The organism is Geomonas sp. Red32 (assembly GCF_023652955.1).
Lineage (GTDB): Bacteria > Desulfobacterota > Desulfuromonadia > Geobacterales > Geobacteraceae > Geomonas.
The window spans coordinates 311,433-332,667 of sequence record NZ_JAKLOY010000002.1 but is presented as its reverse complement, the minus strand read 5'-3'; the positions used below and the strand labels follow the sequence as shown (position 1 = coordinate 332,667).

21 protein-coding genes are annotated in these 21,235 nt (G+C 61.5%); 14 read left to right on the top strand and 7 right to left on the bottom strand.

Annotation, left to right across the window (positions count from 1 at the left end; translation table 11 throughout):
- The 6 genes from pstB to L4X63_RS08360 form a co-directional block, all read right to left on the bottom strand.
- Positions 1 to 801 (bottom strand): phosphate ABC transporter ATP-binding protein PstB, encoded by an 801-nt coding sequence (pstB, locus tag L4X63_RS08385; RefSeq protein ID WP_250678160.1) that lies wholly within the window; start codon positions 799 to 801, stop codon positions 1 to 3.
- A gap of 84 nt (positions 802 to 885) precedes the next feature.
- Positions 886 to 1,725 (bottom strand): phosphate ABC transporter permease PstA, encoded by an 840-nt coding sequence (gene pstA / locus L4X63_RS08380; protein WP_250678159.1) that lies wholly within the window; start codon positions 1,723 to 1,725, stop codon positions 886 to 888.
- The gene (gene pstC, locus L4X63_RS08375; RefSeq protein WP_250678158.1) at positions 1,726 to 2,736 is read right to left on the bottom strand and encodes a phosphate ABC transporter permease subunit PstC; all 1,011 of its coding nucleotides are present in this window, start codon (positions 2,734 to 2,736) and stop codon (positions 1,726 to 1,728) included.
- A gap of 132 nt (positions 2,737 to 2,868) precedes the next feature.
- Positions 2,869 to 3,897, bottom strand: coding sequence for a phosphate ABC transporter substrate-binding protein PstS (gene pstS, locus L4X63_RS08370; protein ID WP_250678157.1), 1,029 nt, complete (start codon positions 3,895 to 3,897; stop codon positions 2,869 to 2,871).
- Positions 3,898 to 4,360: 463 nt separating this feature from the next.
- Positions 4,361 to 6,124 carry a two-component system histidine kinase PnpS gene (gene pnpS / locus L4X63_RS08365; protein ID WP_250678156.1) on the bottom strand — a complete coding sequence of 588 codons (1,764 nt, stop codon included), beginning with the start codon at positions 6,122 to 6,124 and terminating at the stop codon, positions 4,361 to 4,363.
- Positions 6,121 to 6,801, bottom strand: coding sequence for a response regulator (locus tag L4X63_RS08360; RefSeq protein WP_250678155.1), 681 nt, complete (start codon positions 6,799 to 6,801; stop codon positions 6,121 to 6,123). Before L4X63_RS08360 ends, pnpS begins: the two co-directional genes overlap by 4 nt.
- Positions 6,802 to 7,356: 555 nt before the next feature.
- Between L4X63_RS08360 and L4X63_RS08355 the strand changes: the two genes are divergently transcribed.
- The 3 genes from L4X63_RS08355 (at position 7,357) to L4X63_RS08345 (ending at position 11,942) form a co-directional block, all read left to right on the top strand.
- Positions 7,357 to 9,039 carry an AMP-binding protein gene (locus L4X63_RS08355; RefSeq protein WP_250678154.1) on the top strand — a complete coding sequence of 561 codons (1,683 nt, stop codon included), beginning with the start codon at positions 7,357 to 7,359 and terminating at the stop codon, positions 9,037 to 9,039.
- 164 nt (positions 9,040 to 9,203) lie between these two features.
- Complete coding sequence (locus tag L4X63_RS08350; RefSeq protein ID WP_250678153.1) at positions 9,204 to 10,394, top strand: M24 family metallopeptidase; 1,191 nt, start codon at positions 9,204 to 9,206, stop codon at positions 10,392 to 10,394.
- A 222-nt stretch (positions 10,395 to 10,616) separates the two neighbouring features.
- Positions 10,617 to 11,942 carry a citrate (Si)-synthase gene (locus tag L4X63_RS08345; RefSeq protein WP_250678152.1) on the top strand — a complete coding sequence of 442 codons (1,326 nt, stop codon included), beginning with the start codon at positions 10,617 to 10,619 and terminating at the stop codon, positions 11,940 to 11,942.
- Between the two features lie 99 nt (positions 11,943 to 12,041).
- Here L4X63_RS08345 and amrA read toward each other — a convergent pair whose 3' ends face one another.
- Positions 12,042 to 12,599, bottom strand: coding sequence for an AmmeMemoRadiSam system protein A (gene amrA, locus L4X63_RS08340; protein ID WP_250678151.1), 558 nt, complete (start codon positions 12,597 to 12,599; stop codon positions 12,042 to 12,044).
- A 422-nt stretch (positions 12,600 to 13,021) separates the two neighbouring features.
- On the opposite strand from amrA, the gene L4X63_RS08335 reads away from it, so the two are divergent.
- The 11 genes from L4X63_RS08335 to L4X63_RS08280 all read left to right on the top strand — a co-directional run bounded on the left by L4X63_RS08335 (position 13,022) and on the right by L4X63_RS08280 (position 21,234).
- Positions 13,022 to 13,228 (top strand): hypothetical protein, encoded by a 207-nt coding sequence (locus L4X63_RS08335; RefSeq protein ID WP_250678150.1) that lies wholly within the window; start codon positions 13,022 to 13,024, stop codon positions 13,226 to 13,228.
- Between the two features lie 145 nt (positions 13,229 to 13,373).
- Positions 13,374 to 13,787, top strand: a complete 414-nt coding sequence (gene ndk / locus L4X63_RS08330) for a nucleoside-diphosphate kinase (protein ID WP_250678149.1) — start codon at positions 13,374 to 13,376, stop codon at positions 13,785 to 13,787.
- Positions 13,788 to 13,848: 61 nt separating this feature from the next.
- Entirely contained in the window at positions 13,849 to 14,883 is a 1,035-nt protein-coding gene (gene rlmN, locus L4X63_RS08325; protein WP_250678148.1) for a dual-specificity RNA methyltransferase RlmN, read from the top strand.
- A gap of 43 nt (positions 14,884 to 14,926) precedes the next feature.
- Positions 14,927 to 15,790 carry an S-methyl-5'-thioadenosine phosphorylase gene (mtnP, locus tag L4X63_RS08320; RefSeq protein ID WP_250678147.1) on the top strand — a complete coding sequence of 288 codons (864 nt, stop codon included), beginning with the start codon at positions 14,927 to 14,929 and terminating at the stop codon, positions 15,788 to 15,790.
- Between the two features lie 44 nt (positions 15,791 to 15,834).
- The gene (locus L4X63_RS08315) at positions 15,835 to 16,752 is read left to right on the top strand and encodes a PfkB family carbohydrate kinase (RefSeq protein ID WP_250678146.1); all 918 of its coding nucleotides are present in this window, start codon (positions 15,835 to 15,837) and stop codon (positions 16,750 to 16,752) included.
- A 92-nt stretch (positions 16,753 to 16,844) separates the two neighbouring features.
- A complete protein-coding gene (locus L4X63_RS08310) occupies positions 16,845 to 17,591 on the top strand; it encodes a tetratricopeptide repeat protein (protein WP_250678145.1) in 747 nt (248 codons plus the stop codon).
- A gap of 6 nt (positions 17,592 to 17,597) precedes the next feature.
- Complete coding sequence (locus L4X63_RS23610) at positions 17,598 to 18,464, top strand: helix-turn-helix domain-containing protein (RefSeq protein WP_350339176.1); 867 nt, start codon at positions 17,598 to 17,600, stop codon at positions 18,462 to 18,464.
- 187 nt (positions 18,465 to 18,651) lie between these two features.
- The gene (locus L4X63_RS08295) at positions 18,652 to 19,032 is read left to right on the top strand and encodes a response regulator (RefSeq protein ID WP_250678144.1); all 381 of its coding nucleotides are present in this window, start codon (positions 18,652 to 18,654) and stop codon (positions 19,030 to 19,032) included.
- Between the two features lie 21 nt (positions 19,033 to 19,053).
- Positions 19,054 to 19,497: a universal stress protein gene (locus L4X63_RS08290; RefSeq protein ID WP_250678143.1), complete on the top strand. Its 444-nt coding sequence runs from the start codon at positions 19,054 to 19,056 to the stop codon at positions 19,495 to 19,497.
- A gap of 75 nt (positions 19,498 to 19,572) precedes the next feature.
- Complete coding sequence (locus tag L4X63_RS08285) at positions 19,573 to 20,760, top strand: hybrid sensor histidine kinase/response regulator (RefSeq protein ID WP_250678142.1); 1,188 nt, start codon at positions 19,573 to 19,575, stop codon at positions 20,758 to 20,760.
- Positions 20,761 to 20,832: 72 nt separating this feature from the next.
- Complete coding sequence (locus tag L4X63_RS08280; protein ID WP_250678141.1) at positions 20,833 to 21,234, top strand: response regulator; 402 nt, start codon at positions 20,833 to 20,835, stop codon at positions 21,232 to 21,234.
- Position 21,235 lies beyond the last annotated feature (1 nt).

Below are 21,235 nucleotides of genomic sequence, written 5' to 3'. Positions count from 1 at the left end.
TTAGCCGAAACGCCCGGTGATGTAGTCTTCGGTCTGCTTCTGTTCCGGAGTGGTGAAGATCTTCTTGGTCTCCCCGAACTCGATCAGGTCCCCCATGTAGAGGAACGCAGTGTAGTCGGATACCCTGGCGGCCTGCTGCATGTTATGAGTGACGATGATGATCGTGTAGCGCTCCTTGAGCTCCTCGATCAGTTCCTCGATCTTCATGGTAGAGATCGGGTCCAGTGCGGAGGCGGGCTCGTCCATCAGGATGACTTCCGGCTTGACCGCGATGGTGCGGGCGATGCAAAGCCGCTGCTGCTGGCCGCCGGAGAGGTTCATCGCGTTGGTCTTCAGCCGGTCCTTGACCTCGTCCCAGAGGGCGACCCTCTTCAGGCTGGTCTCGACCACCTCGTCCGCCTCGGCCCGGTTCATCCGGCCGTTGAGCTTGTAGCCGGCGATCACGTTGTCGTAGATCGACATGGTGGGGAAGGGGTTCGGCTTCTGGAAGACCATCCCGATCTTTCTCCGGAGCGAGACCGGGTCGACACCCTTTTGGTAGATGTCGCTGTTGTCGAGCAGGATCTTCCCGGTGACCCGGGCCGAGGGGACCAAGTCGTGCATCCTGTTCATGGAGCGGAGCAGGGTCGATTTCCCGCAGCCGGAGGGGCCGATGATGGCGGTGACGCTGTTCTCCGGGTACTCCATGTTGATGTTCTTCACGGCGTGGGTCTTGCCGAAGTAGATGTTGACATCCTCCAGCTGCACCTTGAGGGCAGGGGCGGGATCGGTCACTTTAAGATTCGCTGCGCTGTAATACATGATGTCGCCTTTTCTTGTCGTTGTCCGGGTACCGTGTGGTACCGGTAGCTTGCATCGGCCGGGCCGGTTGCCGGGCCGGTTCCGTTAGACGCGCTGTCTGCCTCTTCCGAAGTAGCGGGCGGTGAGGCTCAGGGTGAACATGATCGTCACCAGGACCAAGGCTCCCGCCCAGGCCAGCCGGTGCCAGTCGTCGTAGGGGGAGATCGCGAAGTTGAAAATCTGCAGCGGCAGGGCCGCCATCGGCTTGGTCACGTCCTTGTTCCAGAACTGGTTACCGAGCGCCGTGAAGAGGAGCGGGGCGGTTTCTCCCGCCACCCTGGCGATGGCCAAAAGCACCCCGGTCGTCACCCCCGACATGGCGCTTCGCAGGGTGACCTTGAGGCTGGTCCGCCAGAAGGGAACCCCCAGCGCCAGCGATGCCTCGCGCAGCGAACCCGGGACCATCTTCAGCTGCTCCTCGGTGGTCCTCAGCACGATCGGGACGATGATCAGCGCGAGAGCCACCGATCCGGCCAGCGCCGAGAATCCCTTCATCGGGACGACCAGCAGCGAGTAGGCCACCAGGCCGGTGATGATGGACGGGGTCCCCGACAGCACGTCGGCCGCGAAGCGTACCGTGGTGGACATCTTGCTCCCGCCGTACTCGGTGAGGTAGATGGCGCCGAAGATGCCGATCGGGATCCCGATCAGCGAGGCCATGAGGATCATCACGAAGGAGCCGGCCAGGCCGTTGGCCATCCCGCCCCCCGCTTCACCGGGAGGCTTGGGGATCTCCGTGAAGAAGCCCAGGTTGACCGAACTGATCCCCATCTTGACGATGTGGAAGAAGATCATTCCCAGCGGGACCAGCACGGCGGCGGTGGCGGCCACCATCAGAAACGTCATCAGGTGGTTCTTGAATTTGCGGAAAAGTACCGGGTTCATTTAGATCCTCCCTCCCGAGCTCCCCCTGGAGACGCTCCAGATCAAAAGCCTCGCCATGGCGTTGATGATCAGGGTGACCAAAAGGAGGATCAGGCCGATCTCCATCAGCGCCGCGCTGTGCAGCTTCGAACTAGCCTCGGCGAACTCGTTGGCGATCACGCTCGGCATGGTATAGGCCGGAGAGAGCAGCGACAGCGAGATCTGCGGTGCGTTGCCGATCACCATGGTGACGGCCATCGTCTCGCCGACCGCACGTCCCAGGCCGAGGATGGCGGCCCCGAGGATGCCGGACCTGCCGTAGGGGAGGATGGCGATCCTGATCATCTCCCAGCGGGTGGCGCCCAGGGCGATGGCGGCTTCCTTCTGGCTCTGCGGTACCGCCATAAGCACCTCCTTGGTGATGGAGGTGATGATCGGCACCACCATGATCATCAGGATGAAGACCGCGGCCAGCATGCTGACGCCGTAGGGGGCCCCCTGGAAGAAGGGGAGGGCGCCGAAATGGTCGATCAGGAACGGCTCCACCGTGGACTGCAGCCAGGGGGCCATGACCAGCACCCCCCACAGACCGTAGATGACCGAGGGGATGGCGGCGAGCAGCTCCACCAGGGGGGCTATCATCGATCCCCACCCCCTGGGGCAGATCTCGGTGATGAAGAGGGCGGCCCCGATGCTCAGCGGGGTGGCGAGGGCCAGCGCCAGCACCGAGGAGACCACCGATCCGTAGAGGTAGGGGAGGGCGCCGAAGTTCCCGTTGACGGCATCCCACTCGCTGGCGGTGACGAACTTGAGGCCGAACTGCTTGATGGCGGGGATGCTCTGCAGGGCCATTTCGGTCAGCATCAGGGCCAGGATCGCGAGGATGCTCATGGCGAAGATGGTGGTCACCCACCGGAAGATGAGGTCGCCGCTCAGCTTCTTTTCCTGCGCGATCGGTTTCGGTTTGGTGGATGCTTGCACGGTGGTCTCCGGGTGCGGAGCGGTCATGGTTGATGCGTTGGCTGGAGGCATACGGTTTCTCGAGGGGAGGGATTGCCGCCAGCTGACGGAATCCGCACGTGAAAGTTGTCTGTTTCAAAACTCTGGCGGCGGAGGCCTTGGTGGGCCGTGCCGCCGCCAGGGGATGGTAAGGCTATCCTGCTATTACCTGATGCTCTTGATGGTCTTCTCCACCATCCTGACCACGTTGGCCGGCAGCGGGGCGTAGAGGAGCTGGCTCGCCATCTTCTGGCCGCGCTTGAGCTCCCAGTTCAGGAATTCCACCAGTTTCTTACCCTTGTTCTTGTCCCTCTGGTCCTGGTAGACCAGCAGCCAGGTGAAGCCGGAGATCGGGTAGGCATTCTTGCCCGGCTGGTTGACCAGCGAGATCCGGTAGTCGGCCGGCATCGACTTGGCGGCACCGGCTGCGGCAGCGGTGGTGGAAGCGATGGAGGGCTCAACGAAGTTGCCGGACCTGTTCTTCAGGGAGGCGTACGGAAGCTTGTTTTCGAAGGCGTAGGCGAGCTCGACGTAGCCGATGGAGTACGGGGTGGTCTTGATCTGTCCGGCAACACCTTCGTTACCCTTGCCGCCCAGGCCGACCGGCCACCTGACGGAGGTGCCTTTGCCAACCTTCTTGGCCCACTCGCCGCTCACGCTGGAGAGGTAGTCGGTGAAGATGGCGGTGGTGCCGCTGCCGTCGGTGCGGTGGACGACGATGATCGGCTTGGCGGGGAGCCTGATGCCCGCGTTGTCCCTGGCGATCTGCGGCGCGTTCCAGCTGGTGATCTTACCTTCGTAGATACCGGCCAGGGCATCCGGGGTAAGTTTCAGCCCCTTGCCGACGCCGGGAAGGTTGTAGGTGACCACCACGGCGCCCATCACGGTCGGGATGTGGATGAGTTTGCCGGGGGCGGCTTTCAGTTCTTCATCGGAGAGGAACTTGTCGCTGGCGCCGAAGTCGACGGTCTGGGCGGTGATCTGCTTGATACCGCCGCCGGAGCCGATCGACTGGTAGTTGAACTTCACGCTCGGGTCGATCTTGGCGTACTCGGAGAACCACTTGGAGTAAATGGGGTAGGGGAAGGTGGCACCGGCGCCGTTGATGAGGGTTTCGGCATGGGCAGCGGTTGCTGCGGTGAAGGCGGCCACTGCGGCGAGGGCCATGACACTTTTGCGGATCCTGTTCAGCATTCATCCTCTCCTTTGATCATCGTCAGTTCCCGGTAAGAATGCCGGGGGTTTGTTACAGCCGTGTTACGGTTGGAATAAGATTGTGTCGACGTGGTGAATTTTCGTTGATATGCCTGTTTCCGGCCTCCTTAGGAGGGCGCGGGGAATGTAACTTCACTCTCAGGCGCCATTGGGCGGCCTCTTACTTCGACGGCTGCATCATGGAGGTGGATTGTTACAGGACGGTTAAGGATGTGTAGTTTTTAGATGGAGTTTTTGAAAGGGAGAGGATGCGGGGGGCAAAGGCCGGAAAGTTGAGGTCGCTGAGGTCGCTGAGGTCGCTGAGGTCCCTGAAGTCGCTGATCTGAGTTGAGGGCGCTGAGGGCGGCGTGGGGAAGGCGAGTAGGAAACGGCTGCCCGGTAGGGGCAGGCAGCAGGTGGAGGAAGGCGAGGGGGCTTGGCGCCCCCGCCTGGAAATAAGCCCTTACAGCTTGGCGCCCGGTTTGGGGAGCGTAAAGGAGAAGGTGGAACCGGCCCCGGGGGTGCTCTCGACCGAGACGCTCCCTCCGTGGGCCTGCACGATGTGTTTCACGATGGACAGCCCAAGGCCGGTCCCGCCGCAGTCGCGGCTGCGGGCGGCGTCGACCCGGTAGAAGCGCTCGAAGAGGCGGGGAAGATCCTTGGCGGGAATGCCGATCCCCTCGTCCTTCACCGAGACCCGCACCATCTTCCCCTCGTCGGCGGCGCTGACGGCGACCTTGTCCCCGGTGCTGCTGTACTTGATGGCGTTGTCGAGGAGATTGATCAGCACCTGGTCGAGCCTGCCGCGATCGACCGTCACCGATCCGGTGCCCGAGACTCCGGCGAACTCCAGGGTTACCCCCTTCTCCTCGCCCCGCTGCTCCACCAGCAAGAGGGCGTTCCTGATCGCCCCTTCCAGCTGTACGGTCTGGGGCTGCAGATTCACCTCCCCCGATTCGAGCTCGGAAAGCGCCAACAGGTCCCGTACCAGCACGGTGAGGCGGTCGGCGTGGTTGTAAATGATCCCCAGGAAGCGGTCGCGCCGCTCGGCGTCCTCGCTCACCGTCCCGTTCAGGAGGGTCTCTGCGTATCCCTTGATGACGGTGACGGGGGTGCGCAGCTCATGGGAGACGTTGGCCACGAAGTCCCGGCGGATCTTCTCGGCCCTCTTGAGCGCGCTGATGTCGTGAAAGACCGCCACCGTCCCCCGCAGCTCCTCACCATAGTTGAGGGGAACCCAGTGCACCATGGTGACCCTCCCTTCGGCAAGGGCGATCTCCTGGTGCTTTTCGTGCTGGTGGGTAAGCACCTCGCGGCAGGCCTCGTGGAGGTCGGGGTGGCGCGAGATCTCCACGAGCTGTCTTCCGACTACCTCGGTGCCGGTTCCCAGCATGCTGCAAAAGGCGGGATTCACCAGGGTGACGGTCCCGTGCTGGTCGGTCACGATGACCCCTTCGCCCATCCCCTTGAGGATGGCGTCGAGCTGGTTCTTTTCGGTGGAAATCCTGGCCAGCTGCTGCTCGATGCGGTCGGTCATCTCGTTGATGACCTGGGCGAGTCTCCCCAGTTCGTCGTCGCTGGTAATGGGAATGCGCCCTGCGAACTCGCCCCGGCCGATCCGGGAGGCCCGGGCCGCCAGCATCCGGAGGTTGCGGGTGTTGACGTTGGAAAGGAGGTAGGAGAGGAGCAGCGAGACGATGACCGCCACCGCCATGGCCGCCCCCAGGCTCCTCTGGAGCTTCAGCTGGGCCTGCTTCAGTTCCGCCAGGGGAAGGGCAAGCCTGACCATGTTCCCGGCGCCGAAGGGGGCGGCAACGTACATCATATCCATGTGCAGGGTTGCCGAGTAGCGGACCGATGAGCCCACCCCGTTTTTGCGCCCCTGGATCACCTCCGGGCGGCCGTTGTGGTTTTCGAGGGTGGGAAGCTCGCCCCCTGAGACCTCGGAATCGGCTACTACCGTGCCGCCGGGGTCGATGACGGTGACCCGGGCCCGCACCGCCTTGGAGAGGGTGTCGGTCAGGACGGGGGCATCCTGCTTGAGATCGTGGATCTCCTTGGAGGCCATCAGGGTGGCGACCCTCAGCTGGTCGAAGAGCTGTTCGCGGGTCGAGGTGATGATGGCGTTCTCTTCTTCGTAGGAGAGATAGCCGTAGAGCCCGCCACCGAGCACCAGCACCAGGAGGAGGTAGGAGGCCATTAATTTCCAGCGGAAGCTTGCTTTCATGGCAGCTCCATCTTGTAGCCGAAGCCGCGCACGGTCTTGATGAGGTCTCCGGCGCTCCCCAGCTTGGTCCGCAGACGGGTGACGTGGGTATCGACCGTGCGGGTGTCGCCGAAATAGTTGTATCCCCAGACGCTTTGCAGGAGCACCTCGCGGCTTTGGACCCGCCCCAGCCGCTGGGCGAGGTTGATCAGGAGCTTGTATTCGGTGGAGGTGAGGACGACCGGCTCGCCCGCTACCGTCACGGTATGCCGCTCGGTGTCGATGGCCAGCTCGCCGATAATCAGGGCTTTCTCCGTTTCCCCCTGGTCGCCCCCCCTTCTTAATACCGCCCGCACCCGGAGCATCAGCTCCCTCGTGGAGAACGGCTTCACCACGTAGTCGTCGGCTCCCATCTCGAATCCCACCACCCGGTCGATCTCCTCTCCCTTGGCGGTCAGCATGATGACCGGGATTCTCCTGGTCTCCTCGGACCCCTTGAGCAGGCGGCAGACTTCGGTCCCCATCATCCCGGGGAGCATCAGGTCGAGCAGGATCAGGTCGGGCTTCTGGTGGCGGGCTTCCTGGAGTCCGGAGACTCCGTCGGCGCAGACCACCGGCCGGTACCCTTCCTGCTCCAGGTGGAAGGCGATCAGTTCGGCGAGGTCGGTCTCATCCTCGATTACCAGTACGGTTTGCATGGGGCTTTAGTCCTGTGTAGGCGGCGTTCCCGGGGCGGGAAGCAGGGTAAACGTTGGAAGTTCATCGTGAATGGAGGGACGATCCCCAGCGGTCCACAGCAGTTGTGGAAAGCGCTGTGGAAAACGTGTGAATCTTCCGAAAAAACTGTTTCGAATCGGTGTCATTAGCGAATTGCCTAAAAATGAGGCACAAATCAGCGGCCGGTAAAAACGACGAAAAACCAACGATTTCGCCTGAATAGGGGGTGGACGCTCCCTTCATGAGCGGGACCATGTAAAGGATTCCGGCACTGCCGTTATCTCTGGGTGATGCGGCGCCATCGCCCCGTGACAGGAACCGGACCCTCTCGTCGGGTCTGCACCATTATATAAATTAACGATGCCTTGACAAGAAACAAATGAAAAAGGGGAGTTGCGGAGGAGTCGTATACGATCGCAAACAATTTCTCATTTGCCTTGACATGGTATGGGCGCTGTGTTAGAGATAAACGCCTTTTATTTCAATGAGTTAAATATTTTAAACAATTTTTTGAGGGTGCTAAACAGGAGGGGCCAATGTCTGAACAGATCGAGCTTACCGTAGGGGGCCTGCTGGACCACATCGCTGCCAAGTTCCCGGACCACGATGCGCTGGTTTACCACGAGCGCGGTCTCCGCTACAGCTATGAAAAGTTCAACGAGCACTGCCGCCTGGTCGCCAAGGGGCTTTTGAAGCTGGGGGTCAAGAAGGGGGACCATCTCTCCATCTGGGCCTACAACGTCCCGGAGTGGGTGGTGCTGCAGTTCGCCACCGCCAAGATCGGCGCCGTCCTGGTCACCGTCAACACCAGCTATAAGTCGGCGGAACTTGAGTACATCCTCAAACAGTCCGATTCCACTACCCTTTTCATGGTGCAAAGCTTCAAGGACACCGACTACGTCCAGACCCTCGCCTCGGTGGTTCCCGAGCTGGCAGCGAGTACGCCGGGAGAGCTTTGCTGCGAGCGGCTTCCCTTCCTGAAGCGGGTGGTCTTCCTCGGGGGCGGGGCTCCGGCCGGGATGGTTCCCTTCCAGCAGATCGTGGAGCTCGGAGCCCAGGTGAGCGACGAGGAGCTGGCGGCCGTCGAGGCGACCCTCAACCCGTACGAGGTGATCAACATGCAGTACACCTCGGGGACCACCGGATTCCCCAAGGGGGTCATGCTGACCCATCACAACGTGGTCAATAACGGCTTCAACATCGGTGAGTGCATGAAGTTCACCGAGAACGACCGCCTCTGCATCCCGGTTCCCTTCTTCCACTGCTTCGGCTGCGTGCTTGGCGTCATGGCCTGCGTGACCCACGGCACCGCCATGGTCCCGGTGGAGATCTTCGACCCCCTCAAGGTGCTGCAGACCATCGAGAAGGAGCGCTGCACGGCGGTACACGGGGTTCCGACCATGTTCATCGCCGAGCTCGAGCACCCCGAGTTCCCCACGTTCGACCTCACCTCGCTCAGGACCGGGATCATGGCCGGCTCCAACTGCCCGATCGAGGTCATGCGGCGGGTGATCCGCGACATGCATGCCTCCGAGATCACCATCGCCTACGGCCAGACCGAGTCCTCGCCGGTCATCACCCAGACCCGCACCGAGGACCCGCTCGAGCTGAAGGTATCGACCGTCGGTCGGGTGCTTCCCAACGTCGAGCTGAAGATCGTCGACATCGAGACCGGCGCCGGGCTCCCCCCCGGCAAGCAGGGCGAGCTCTGCACCCGTGGCTACCTGGTCATGAAGGGGTACTACAAGATGCCTGAGGAGACCGCCAAGGCGATCGACGCCGACGGCTGGCTCCACACCGGGGACCTGGCGGTGATGGACGAAAACGGGTACTGCAAGATCACCGGCCGCATCAAGAACATGATCATCCGCGGCGGCGAGAACATCTATCCGCGCGAGATCGAGGAGTTCCTCTACACCCATCCGAAGATCTCCGACGTCCAGGTCTACGGCGTTCCGGACCGCAAGTGGGGCGAGCAGGTGATGGCTGCCGTCATCCTCAAAGGCGGAGTCGCCATGACCGAGGAGGAGGTCAAGGAGTTCTGCCGCGGCAAGATCGCCAACTACAAGATCCCCAAGTACGTCCGCTTCGTCGACTCCTATCCGATGACCGCCAGCGGGAAGATCCAGAAGTTCAAGCTGCGGGAGATGGCCATCCGGGAGCTCGAGCTCGACGAGGATGCCCCCCAGGGACAGCCTGCCGCGGCACACGCCGGTTGATGAAAACAGCCGCGGCGCAGGGCGGTTGCCGAAACCGCCACGGCGCCGTCCCCCCCGATGAACCCGCCAAACTGGCGGCCTGTTGACGAAGGCTGCGACCTGCGCTATCTTTCCTGTTCCTTTCCTCTCAATGAACTCATGAGGAAGGGTACAGGAGGAAGTGCATGAGGCTTACGCCCAAGAACGAGCTGGAATACCGCTTCAGGATGCTGCAACGCGAGATGGCCGCCACCGGCCTCGACGCCTGTCTCCTGGTACAAAACGCCGACCTTTTCTACTTCACCGGTACCGTCCAGTCCGGTATCCTCTACGTCCCCGCCGCCGGGGACCCCGTCTACCTGGTACGAAGGGATTACCTGCGGGCCCGCATGGAATGCGGCCTGGCCCAGGTAATCCCTTTTTCTTCGCCCAAAGATCTCCCGCCGCTGGTGGCCGGGCTCGGGCATCCGCTCCCATCCCGGATCGGGCTGGAGCTCGACGTCCTCCCCGTCCTTCTCTACCAGAAGTTCCAGGCCCTCTACCCCAATGCGGTCTTTGCCGACGCGACACCGTGCGTGCGCCGGGTCCGGATGGTGAAAAGCCACGAGGAAATTCACATCATGCAGGATGCCGCCATGCAGGCGGACAAGGTGTACCGGCGGGCCAAGGAATATATCCGCGAGGGGATGGCCGAGGTGGAGCTCGCCGCCGAACTGGAGCGGGTTTCCCGCGTCGAGGGGCACCAGGGCTATATCAGGATGCGGGCCTTCAACGGCGAGGTCGGCATGGGGCAGGTGCTTTGTGGTCCCGATTCCGCCGCCCCCGCCTTCACCAATACTCCGCTGGGGGGAATGGGGCTCACCCCGGCGTTCGGCCATGGGGCCGGCTATAACCGTATCGCCAGGAACGAACCGGTGGTGGTGGACCTTGGCAGTTGCTTCGACGGCTATCTCGTGGACCAGACCCGGATTTTCTCGGTGGGGCCGCTCTCCGACCGGTTGCGGAAGGCGTACGGCGACATGCTGAAGATCCAGGAGCGGATGATGGTGCTGGCCGAGGAGCGGCCGTCCTGGGGGGAGATTTACCGTGAGTGTCTCTCCCTTGCGGTAAGTCTCGGTTACGGTGACCACTTCATGGGGACCGCCGGCTCCCAGGTGTCTTTCATCGGTCACGGGGTGGGGATCGAGATCGACGAGTATCCCTTCATCGCCAAGGGGTTCGACCATGAGCGCTTAGAGCCGGGAATGGCCTTCGCTTTCGAGCCTAAAGTAGTGTTCCCGGGGGAGGGTGCGGTAGGTATAGAAAATACCTTTTACCTTACGGAGAGCGGACTTAAGAGGTTGACCTTTTCCAGTGATGAGTTGGTGGTTCTGTAACAGGGAGAAAAATGTAGTCAAAACGGTCAAAATCGAATTTTTTTGTATTGAAAATAAACCGAGGCAATGGTATACATTTGAAAACTCTTTGTATACAGTATACTTCCCAGCGCAACCGGCCGAGCGCGGGTCGACCGGCACGGTGACGAGAAGGGTGGCAAGTTTCCCAGAGTTTAATTCATCAGTGTTCACTCAACCCCAACAGAAAAGGAGAACCGACACATGACGCAATTAAAAGAGAAGCTGTTTGAGAAGATCCAGGCCCACCGTCCCCGTATCACCCGCCTGACCAAAGAGTTCGGCTCCGTTATCATCGACAAGGTCGATATCGGCCAGTGCATCGGCGGCGCCCGCGACATCCGCAGCCTGGTGACTGATATCTCCTATCTCGATCCGCAGGAAGGCATCCGTTTCCGCGGTAAGACCATCCCGGAGACCTTCGAAGCACTGCCGAAGGCTAAAGGTTCCGAGTACCCGACCGTCGAGTCGTTCTGGTACTTCCTGCTGACCGGCGACGTTCCGACCGCCGACCAGGTTGCCGCCGTCGAGGCCGAGTTCAAGACCCGTCAGGTCGTGCCGGAGTACGTGTACCAGGCCGTCCGCGCTCTTCCGAAGGACAGCCACCCGATGGTGATGCTCTCCGTCGGTATCATCGCCATGCAGAAAGACTCCAAGTTTGCCGGCTTCTACAACTCCGGCAAGTTCAACAAGATGGACGCCTGGGAGTACGTGTATGAGGATGCCAGCGACATCGTCGCCCGTATCCCGGTGCTGGCCGCCTTCATCTACAACCTGAAATACCGCGGCGACAAGCAGATCGCCATCGATCCGGCTCTCGACATGGGCGCCAACTTCGCCCACATGATCGGCCAGAGCGAGCAGTACAAGGACGTGGCCAGGATGTACTTCATCCTCCACTCCGACCACGAGTCCGGCAACGTCTCCGCCCACACCACCCACCTCGTGCACTCCGCTCTCTCCGACCCGTACTACGCATACTCCGCAGGCCTCAACGGCCTCGCCGGCCCGCTGCACGGCCTTGCCAACCAGGAAGTGCTCGGCTGGATCATGGAGTTCCAGAAGAAGCTCAACGGCGCCGAGCCGACCAAAGAGAACGTCACCAAGGCTCTCTGGGATACCCTCAACGCCGGCCAGGTCGTTCCGGGCTACGGCCACGCCGTTCTCCGTAAGACCGACCCGCGCTACACCGCACAGCGCGAGTTCTGCCTCAAGACCCCGGGCCTCAAGGACGATCAGCTGTTCAAGCTGGTCGCCATGATCTTCGAGACCGCCCCGGGCGTCCTCACCGAGCACGGCAAGACCAAGAACCCCTGGCCGAACGTCGACGCACAGTCCGGCGTTATCCAGTGGTACTACGGCCTCAAAGAGTGGGACTTCTACACCGTCCTCTTCGGCGTGGGCCGCGCTCTGGGCTGCATGGCCAACATCACTTGGGACCGCGGCCTCGGCTACGCCATCGAGCGTCCGAAGTCCGTCACCACCGACATGCTCGAGAAGTGGGCTGCCGAAGGTGGCCGCAAGATGTAAGAATTCCCCTCACCCGGGAAACAAGAAGGGGGCGCGAATGCGCCCCCTTCTTTTTGTCCTTCGTCCGGCTAGTGCTAGTCCGACAGGTCCGACTGGCGGTTAAACTGTCTCCGATTCCCCGAACACCTCCGCGGAGAAGACGTAGAGGTTGGCCCCTTCCTTCCAGTCATCCCGCTTCAAGCCCGCCTTGAGCGCGGTCTGGTTGAGAAACGTCTCCAGGTTCCATCCCTGTTCGACCGGGACCTGCGGGAGCAGTACCCCGCGGGCGAAATTCTTTTCCAGGTAAAGCCCGTGGACCCCGACCTCTATCTCCTCGGTCGAGGAAACCTTGGTCATCGGGGAGAGGACCGAGATCTCCAGCTGGAAGTCCGCCAGGTCCTCCTCCTTCATCGGGTAGAAGCGCGGGTCGCGGACGGCCGCGGAGACGGCCATCTGCTGGACAAGCTGGTACAGAGGCTTGTCCGAGGTCAGGTTCCCTATGCACCCCCTGAGGGCCCCCTGGCTTTTGATGGTCACGAAGCAACCTTTATGCTCGAGCAGGGAAGGGGAGGTCGCCTCCCTCGTCACCGCCTTGCCATTGCGCACCGCCACGGTAATTGCCTCGCGAGCCGTTTCCAGCAGAAATTTTCTCTCTTCCGGGTTAAGCGTTTCGTTCACGTGGATTCCCCCTCGGGTAGCTAGCGTTTACATTTGAATTAATTGGGCTAAAGTAATATATTTGGCGGCTGATGACAAGAGTTTGATGTAAAAATAGATAGCTTACTTGCTAGTAGGCAGTGAAAAATTCATGAGATACTTTCCATGCACCGATCGGCCCGCCGGCCCCCTGCTGGCGGGCACTCCGGGGCCTGACCGGTGCAGAAAGCACCGTTTGCCCACCCCACATGAGGATGGTGGGGGAGGTAACCGCTCTTTTTCAGGTGGAAAGTTAAAGGTCAAAGGAAAATGTTGATTTTTACGCTTTAAAAAGTGTTGACATTTATCGGAATGCTAGTATATTCGGCCTTTGTTGTGACTTGAAAAACCAGGCGCTTTGCGCAGTAATGGTAAATCTAAAAAGAAAAGAGGTGATATCGTCAATGAAAAAAGTGATCTCTTTGGCTCTTTGCCTGGCTCTGGCCCTCGCCTTTGCTGCTGGCTGCAAGAAGAAAGAAGAGGCTCCGGCTCCGGCTGCTGAGCAGGCTGCTCCGGCCGCTCCGGCTGCTCCCGCTCAGGGTCAGGCTTCTTCCGCTAAAGCTGCCCCGGCTGCCCCGGCTGCTCCGGCTGCCCCGGCTGAGAAGAAGTAATTGGGAACAGGGTCCGCCCTGTTACCGAAAGCCCACAGAATCTCTGTGGGCTTTTTTTGTACCCGCAACCCCTGCATTTGCCTTGACAAAACTTGATGGCGAATGCTATTTGAAGGGGTCTACCAATATAATGAGGGAGGAAGTCATGGAAAGAACTTTTGCTATCATCAAGCCCGATGCCGTTGAGAGGAACGTAACCGGCAAGGTTATCGAGATGATCGAGGCTGGCGGCTTCAAGATCGTCGGCATGAAGAAGATCCGTCTCTCCAAATGCCAGGCCGAAGGCTTCTACTATGTCCACAAAGAGCGCCCGTTCTTCGGCGACCTCTGCGCCTTCATGTCCCGCGGCCCGGTGATCGCCCTGGTGCTGGAAAAAGAGAACGCCATCGCCGACTGGAGGACCCTCATGGGCGCCACCAACCCGGCCAACGCTACCGAAGGCACCATCCGCAAGGTCCTTGGCGTGAGCATCGAGGAGAACACCGTTCACGGCTCCGACGCCCCGGAAACCGCCGCTTTCGAGATTCCTTACTTCTTCAACCAGCTCGAACTGGTCTAAGACGCCAAGGTACGACTCAAAAAGGGCCCTTCGTCGCGAAGGGCCCTTTTTATATGGACGCATGGAAAAGACCGACGTAAAGAACCTGACCCTCGAGGGTCTCGAACAGTACATCGCCGGGATCGGCAAGGAACGCTTCCGCGCCAAGCAGATCTTCAAGTGGCTCTACCAGATGGACGCCACGAGCTTCGACGAGATGACCAACGTCTCCAAGGAGTTCCGGGCCTTCCTCGCGGAGAAGGCGGCGATCTCCAACCTCGTCCCCGAGGTGGTGGAGGCGGCCGAGGACGGCACCAAGAAGTACCTCTTCCGGCTGGCCGACGGCAACGCCGTCGAAAGCGTGCTGATCCCCGACGAGGGGCGCAATACCCTCTGCATCTCCAGCCAGGTCGGCTGCGCCATGGGGTGTGCCTTCTGCCTGACCGGTACTTTCGGGGTCACCCGTAACCTGACTACCGCCGAGATCGTCAACCAGGTCTGCGCGGTGAAGCGCGAGGAGCCGGTCAGAAACATCGTCTTCATGGGGATGGGGGAGCCGCTCGCCAACCTTGCCGCGGTGATCCCGGCCGTCAAGATCCTCACCGATCCGGACGGCTTCCAGTTCTCCAACCGCAAGGTCACCGTCTCCACCTGCGGCTTGGTCCCCGAGATGGCCGAGCTCGGCCACGCGTGCATCGTCAACCTGGCGGTTTCCCTGAACGCCACCACCGACGAAATCCGCTCGCTGATCATGCCGATCGACCGACGCTACCCGCTGAAGGAGCTTCTGGCCGCCTGCAAGGCCTTCCCGCTCCCTTCGCGGCGCTGGATCACCGTGGAGTACGTGATGATCCGCGATCTGAACGACTCGCTGGAGGATGCCAAAAGGCTCGTCAAGCTGATCAGCAATTTCCCCTCCAAGGTGAACCTGATCCCCTTCAACGAGCACGAGGGGGCATCCTTCCGGACCCCCAGCCAGGAGTCGATCGACCGCTTCCACAAGTACCTCCTGGACAAGCACGTCACCGTGATCACCCGCTCCAGCCGGGGAGGGGAGATCTCGGCCGCCTGCGGCCAGCTCAAGGGAAGGCTGGACGAAAAGCTCAAGGAGCAGTAACCACAGACCGATCTATTTATAATTGCATGGCGAGGAGGGTGTGATGACTGACGAGGTAATCGGAGTAATCGGCGGCAGCGGGCTGTACGAGATGGAGGGTATGACCGAGGTCGACCAGGTCAACGTCGATACCCCCTTCGGCCGCCCCAGCGACGACTACATCACCGGCAAGCTGGACGGGGTCCGCATGGTCTTTTTGCCCCGCCACGGCAAGGGGCACCGCTTCACCCCGAGCGAGGTCAACTACCGGGCCAACGTCTACGGGATGAAGAAGCTCGGCGTCACCCGCATCATCTCCGTCTCCGCGGTGGGGAGCCTCCGCGAGGAGATCGCCCCCGGCCACATCGTCGTCCCCGACCAGTTCATCGACCGCACCCGCGGCTTCAGGAAGGACACCTACTTCGGCAACGGGGTGGTCGGCCATGTCCAGTTCGCCGACCCGGTCTGCCAGGACCTCTCCTCCGTCCTCTTCGATGCCGCCGGCGAGGCGGGAGCCACCGTCCACCGGGGGGGCTGCTACGTCTGCATGGAAGGGCCCGCCTTCTCCACCCGGGCCGAATCCCACCTCTACCGCTCCTTCGGGGCATCCATCATCGGGATGACCAACCTGACCGAGGCCAAGCTTGCCCGCGAGGCCGAGCTCTGCTACGGGGTCATCGCGCTCTCCACCGACTACGACTGCTGGCACGAGGCCCACGACGACGTCTCGGTGGAGGCCATCATCGCCATCATCAAGTCCAACGTCGCCATGGCCAAGAAGATCATCCGCTGCGCCGTGCAGAAGATCTCCGGCACGAGGAGCTGCGCCTGTGCCGACGCCCTCAAGTACGCCATCATCAGCGACACCTCGGTGATCCCGGTGGAGACCCGGGAAAACCTGGAGCTGATCATCGGCAAGTATCTCTGACCGCCCGGCCTCACACCCTAAACCATATTCCAGGAGGTATCCTCATGAGCATTTTGGTCGTCGGATCCGTCGCTCTCGACTCGGTCGAGACCCCCTTCGGCAAGCGCGAGCGCGTCCTCGGTGGCTCGGCCACCTACTTTTCCACCTCGGCAAGCTTCTTCACCGACGTCAACCTGGTGGCGGTGGTCGGCGAGGATTTCCCGGAGGAGCACACCAAATTCCTCTCCTCCCGCAACATCGACCTGAACGGCCTTTCCCGCGTCCCGGGCGAGACCTTCCACTGGAAGGGGCGCTACGGCTACGACCTCAACGAGGCCCAGACCCTGGAGACCCATCTCAACGTCTTCGAGACCTTCCGCCCGGTGATTCCGGCCGCCTACGCCGACGCCGAGTACCTGATCCTGGCCAACATCGACCCCGAGCTGCAGATGGAGGTCCTGAACCAGGTGAAAAATCCGAAGGTGGTGGCCTGTGACACCATGAATTTCTGGATCTCCTCCAAGCCCGAGGCCTTGAAGGAGGTGATCAGGAAGGTAGACTTTCTCATCATTAACGAAGGGGAGGCCCGCCAGCTCTCCGGCGAGTCCAACCTGATCCGCGCCGCCCGCAGCATCATCGCCATGGGGGTCAAGAACCTGATCGTCAAGCGCGGCGAGTACGGGGTGCTGATGTTCAACGGCCACTCGCTCTTCGCCGCTCCGGCGTACCCGCTGGAGGAGGTCTTCGATCCCACCGGCGCCGGGGACACCTTCGCCGGCGGCTTCATGGGGTACCTGGCCAACACCGGCAACCTCACCGACGAAGGGGTCCGCCAGGCGGTCATCTTCGGCTCCGTCATGGCCTCGTTCAACGTGGAGGCCTTCAGTCTCGACCGCCTGAAGTCCCTCACCTACCCGGAAATCGAGGCGCGCTACCGGACCTTCAAGCAGATGACCCACTTCGAAGGGGTGAACGAGCTCTAGGCGGGGGATGGGTGGATGTCCCTTCATTGACAAGATCTTCCTAATCTGTTAATTTTCCCCGGTACCAGACCCAGAATAGCCAGGTGAGGCGTATGTCCCGTTGGTTCCTTGTCGTGCTGATCGTTCCGCTGCTTCTTGGCTCGGGTTGCGCCATGAACAAGGCGGAGAAGAACACCTACCTCTACCATTACCAGATGGGGCAGTCCTTCTACGCCGAGAACAACTTCACCGGCGCTCTGCAGGAGTTCACCGAGGCCGAGAAGATCAGCGCCAAGGAGCCCGAGCTCCTCAACCTCCTCGGGCTGGCCTACTTCCGGAAGGGGCTCTTCGAGCTGGCCGAGAAGAAATACCTGAGGGCGCTCAAGCTCAAGGAGAACTACTCCGAGGCGCGCAACAACCTTGGGGTCGACTACCTGGAGATGAAGCGCTGGGATGCCGCCATCGCGCAGTTCAAGCAGGTCCAGGAGGATATCTTCTACGCCGACCAGGGGAGCGCCGCCATCAACCTCGGGCTCGCCTATTTCGGCAAGGGGGATTACGACCAGGCCCTGGCCGAGCTGCGCGGTTCGGTCAGCAAGAACCCCTCCGACCCCCGCGCCAGGCTCAACCTCGGGCGGGTCTATTTCGCCCTCAACCGCACCGAACTGGCCATCGAGCAGTATAAGAAGGCCGTTTCGCTCAACTCCTCGTACGCCGCTGCCTATTATCACCTTGGGCTGGCGTACATGAAACAGAACGAATCGCGGGAGGCCCGCGAGGCCTTTCGCGAAGTGGTCAAGCTGGCTCCTGATTCCGAAAACGGGCAGCTCTCCAGGGAGTACCTGGACATGCTGAAGTGAGGCACTGTGGCTGAACCAGAGGCAGAAGCAGGGGGCGCCGCCCCGCTCGGGGAATACCTGAAAAGCGTCCGCATCTCGCGGGGCCTCGAGCTCGACGAAGCCTCCCGGGTCACCAAGATCGGGAAGAACTACCTGATCGCCATGGAGCAGGGGGAATTCCAGAAGCTCCCGTCGGCGGCCTACATCAAGGGCTTTCTGAGGCTCTACGCCGATTTCCTTTCTCTCTCCGGCGACGAGGTGGTGGCCCGTTACGAGCAGTCGCTGCAGAGCGCTCCCCGCCCGCAGGCGGAGGCGGGTGTTCCCCGCACCCCCCAGGTCGAGAAGGGGAAGGCGGTGGCAGGCCCCGGCCGCTGGGTGGTCCCCGGTTTCCTGCTGGTGCTGGTCATCATGGCAGCCATCTTCTTCGGCGAATCGGACGAACGCCCGCCGCGCCCGGCGGTCAAACCCGCAGCGCCGCCACCGGCCGCACCCCAGCCGGCGCCCCAGCCGCAGAACCCCGCTGTTCTTTCCCCGCACAGTTCGGCCCAGCAGGCTATCCCTCCGGCGGCTCCCACCGCACCGGCGCCCGCGGCCACCCCGGCACCGGCCCCGGCTCCCGCTCCCGCGGCGGCGCCCCCCCCCGCCCAGAAGCAGCCGGGAGGGATCGTGCTGAGGCTCAGGTTTAACCGGGACAGCTGGCTGGCCATCACCATCGACGACAGCATCTCGCAGCGCTACGACCTCAAGGCGGGGGACGTGATCGAGTGGAAAGGGACCCGTTCCTTCGTGATCGATCTCGGTGACGGGGGGGCGGTGGATGCGGAATACAACGGGCGCCACCTGAAGCTCGGGGAGGCGGGCAAGCCCGTGCATGTGGAACTGAAGGGCGCCTGACGGAGGAGCCCGGCGGGAGATTTTGCCGGCGGCGAAATCCCCGTTATCCAGGCCGTCTTCACCGTTACCTCAACCGCGATGAAACCGGGAAACCGGATCGCTGCCGGGGAGCGCGGCACCGCTTGACACCGGGGAGCGCGATGTTAGAATCAGTACGTCTTTTCAAAAACTTACCCGGAGCCTGACTTTGCCAAAGCAGCCGAAACGAATACTGGTGGTCGACGATGAGGAGAATGCACGGATCGGCCTTTCCCGCCTTTTGGCCAAGGAAGGGTTCCTGGTCGACAGCGTTGCCAACGGTTTCGAAGCGCTCAACTACCTGAGAGAACAAGAAGTAAACCTGATCGTTACCGACATCAACATGCCCGAGATGAACGGGATCACCTTCCTCAAGGAACTCAACCGCTGCTACCCCAAAAGTAACGTGATCATGATCACAGCCTACGGCGGGGTGGAATCGTACATCGAGGCGATGAACCTCGGGGCCTTCGAGTACATCAACAAACCGGTCAAGATCGACGAATTGAAGTCGATCCTGAAAAAGATCTTCAAGGAGACCAGTCACTGAACTAAATTGCAGGGGGGCAGCATGCGAACGTTCGACAAGATTCTTTTCGCCACCGACTTTTCCGAGAGCTCCGAGCACGCCTTCGAGTATGCCCTAGCCCTAGCCCAGAAGTTCAACAGCCGTCTGCTGATCCTTCACGTGATCAACGAACCGGTCGACCTCCGGGGATTCTACGTTCCCCACGTTTCCTTCGAGAACCTCGAGAAGGAGATCGAGGAGGGGGCCCAGCAGATGATGGAGCGTTTTTGCAGCACCCACGTCAAGGACTTCGCCGACTACGATTGCTCGATCGTCACCGGGATCCCCTTCGAGGAGATCCTGAAACGGGCCGAGAGCGAGCAGGTCTCCTTCATCGTGCTGGGTACCCAGGGGAGAAGCGGCATCGACCACCTCCTCTTCGGGAGCACCGCCGAGCGCGTAGTGAGAAAGGCCCTCTGCCCGGTGGTGACCGTCAGACTCCCGTAGCACGAAGCGCCGCGAACCCGGGGGGCAGCGTTTTCGCTGTCCCTTTTTTTTTGACCGATCCCGAAAGAGAGCACCATGACCGAAACTGTGAAACAGTACCGCGGCACCGTCCTCATCGTCGACGACGAAAAGATCATCCTGGACCTGACGGCCATTATCCTCAAGAACCGCGGCTTCCAGGTTTTTACCGCCCTGAGCGCCGGCGAGGCCTTCAAGATCATCGAGGAGCATCCCCCCGAGCTCGTCCTTTTGGACTACATGATGCCCAACATGGACGGGCTCACCGCGCTCAAGGAGATCCGGCGGCGCTTCCCCGAGACCTATGTCATCATGTTCACCGGCAAGGGGAGCGAGGAGATCGCCGTCGAGCTGATGAAAGCCGGGGCCTCCGACTACATCCTCAAGCCGTTCAACAACCAGGACATGGTGGACCGCATCGAGAGCGTGCTGAAGCTCCGGTCGGTCGAGCTGCAGAACCGGGCGCTGCTTCTCGAGCGTGAGCGCCTGTTGGCCGAGATCGCCGACTGGAACCGGGAGCTCGAGGCGAGGGTCCAGGAAAAGAGCGAGGCGCTGACCCGTGCCCAGGCGGAGATCGTCCAGTCCGAGAAGCTCGCCACCCTCGGCTACCTCTCCGCCGGTATGGCGCACGAGATCAGGAATCCGCTCAACTCGATCGCGCTCTTCGTGCAGCTCATCAAGGGGGGGCTCGACGAGAACGAGCACCAGGACTACTGCGACAAGATCCTCAAGGAGGTGGACCGGATCGACGGCATCCTCGGCAAGCTCCTGGACGCCTCCAAGCGCCCCAAGTTCGAGATCAGCGAGGTGCATGTGGACCGGGTGCTGGAGGATCTCCTCGAGGCCTTCACCCCGCAGCTTAGGCAGAAGAAGATCCAGGTGGTCACCGACTTCCGGCATATCCCTCCCGCCATCAACGCCGACCCGATGGAGATCGAGCAGATCTTCACCAACCTCTTTCTTAACTCCATCCACGCGATGAGCGAGCAGGGGACGCTCGGGGTGGAACTCGACCAGGACGAGGAGTACATCAACCTGAAGGTCTCCGACACCGGCCCCGGCATTCCCCCCGAAAACCTCCCCAACATCTTCGACCCCTTCTTCACCACCAACGCGCGCGGCACCGGCCTGGGGCTCTCGGTGGTGCTGAGGATCGTCAAGACCTACAAAGGGAAGATCGAGGTGGAGAAGACCGATGGCAGCGGCACGACTTTCCTGGTCAGGCTCCCGCTGGCGGCCAAATAAGGGCGGTTTCCCCTTCCATTTTGGCCGGCATTTTTGTATCATGGCCCATTCCACCAAGACTCAGAGGTCGCAATGGCAGCCGCCGGGGCAAAGATTCTCCTCATCGATGACGACAGCTTCTTCCTGAAGGTGCTCTCCGACGCCTTCTCGGGGGCCGGCTTCACGGTGGTGACCGCTTCCGACGGCCTCCAGGGTGTGAAGGCCTACGTCCAGGAGCATCCGGACGTGGTCGTCTCCGACCTGGTGATGCCGAACATGGGCGGGGTCAGCACCTGCCTGGAGATCGCCCGGCAGGCCGGCGGCCGTGACCCGATCATCGTGCTTCTCACCTCGATGTTCAAGGGTGCTCCTCACGAGCACACCTCTCCCGAGATGGGCGCCAAGGTGCACATCCCCAAATCGACCCCTCCACTCGACATCGTGATCATCATCGAGCAGTTGTTGGAGAGAAAGGCGCGCGCCAGCGCGGCCTGAT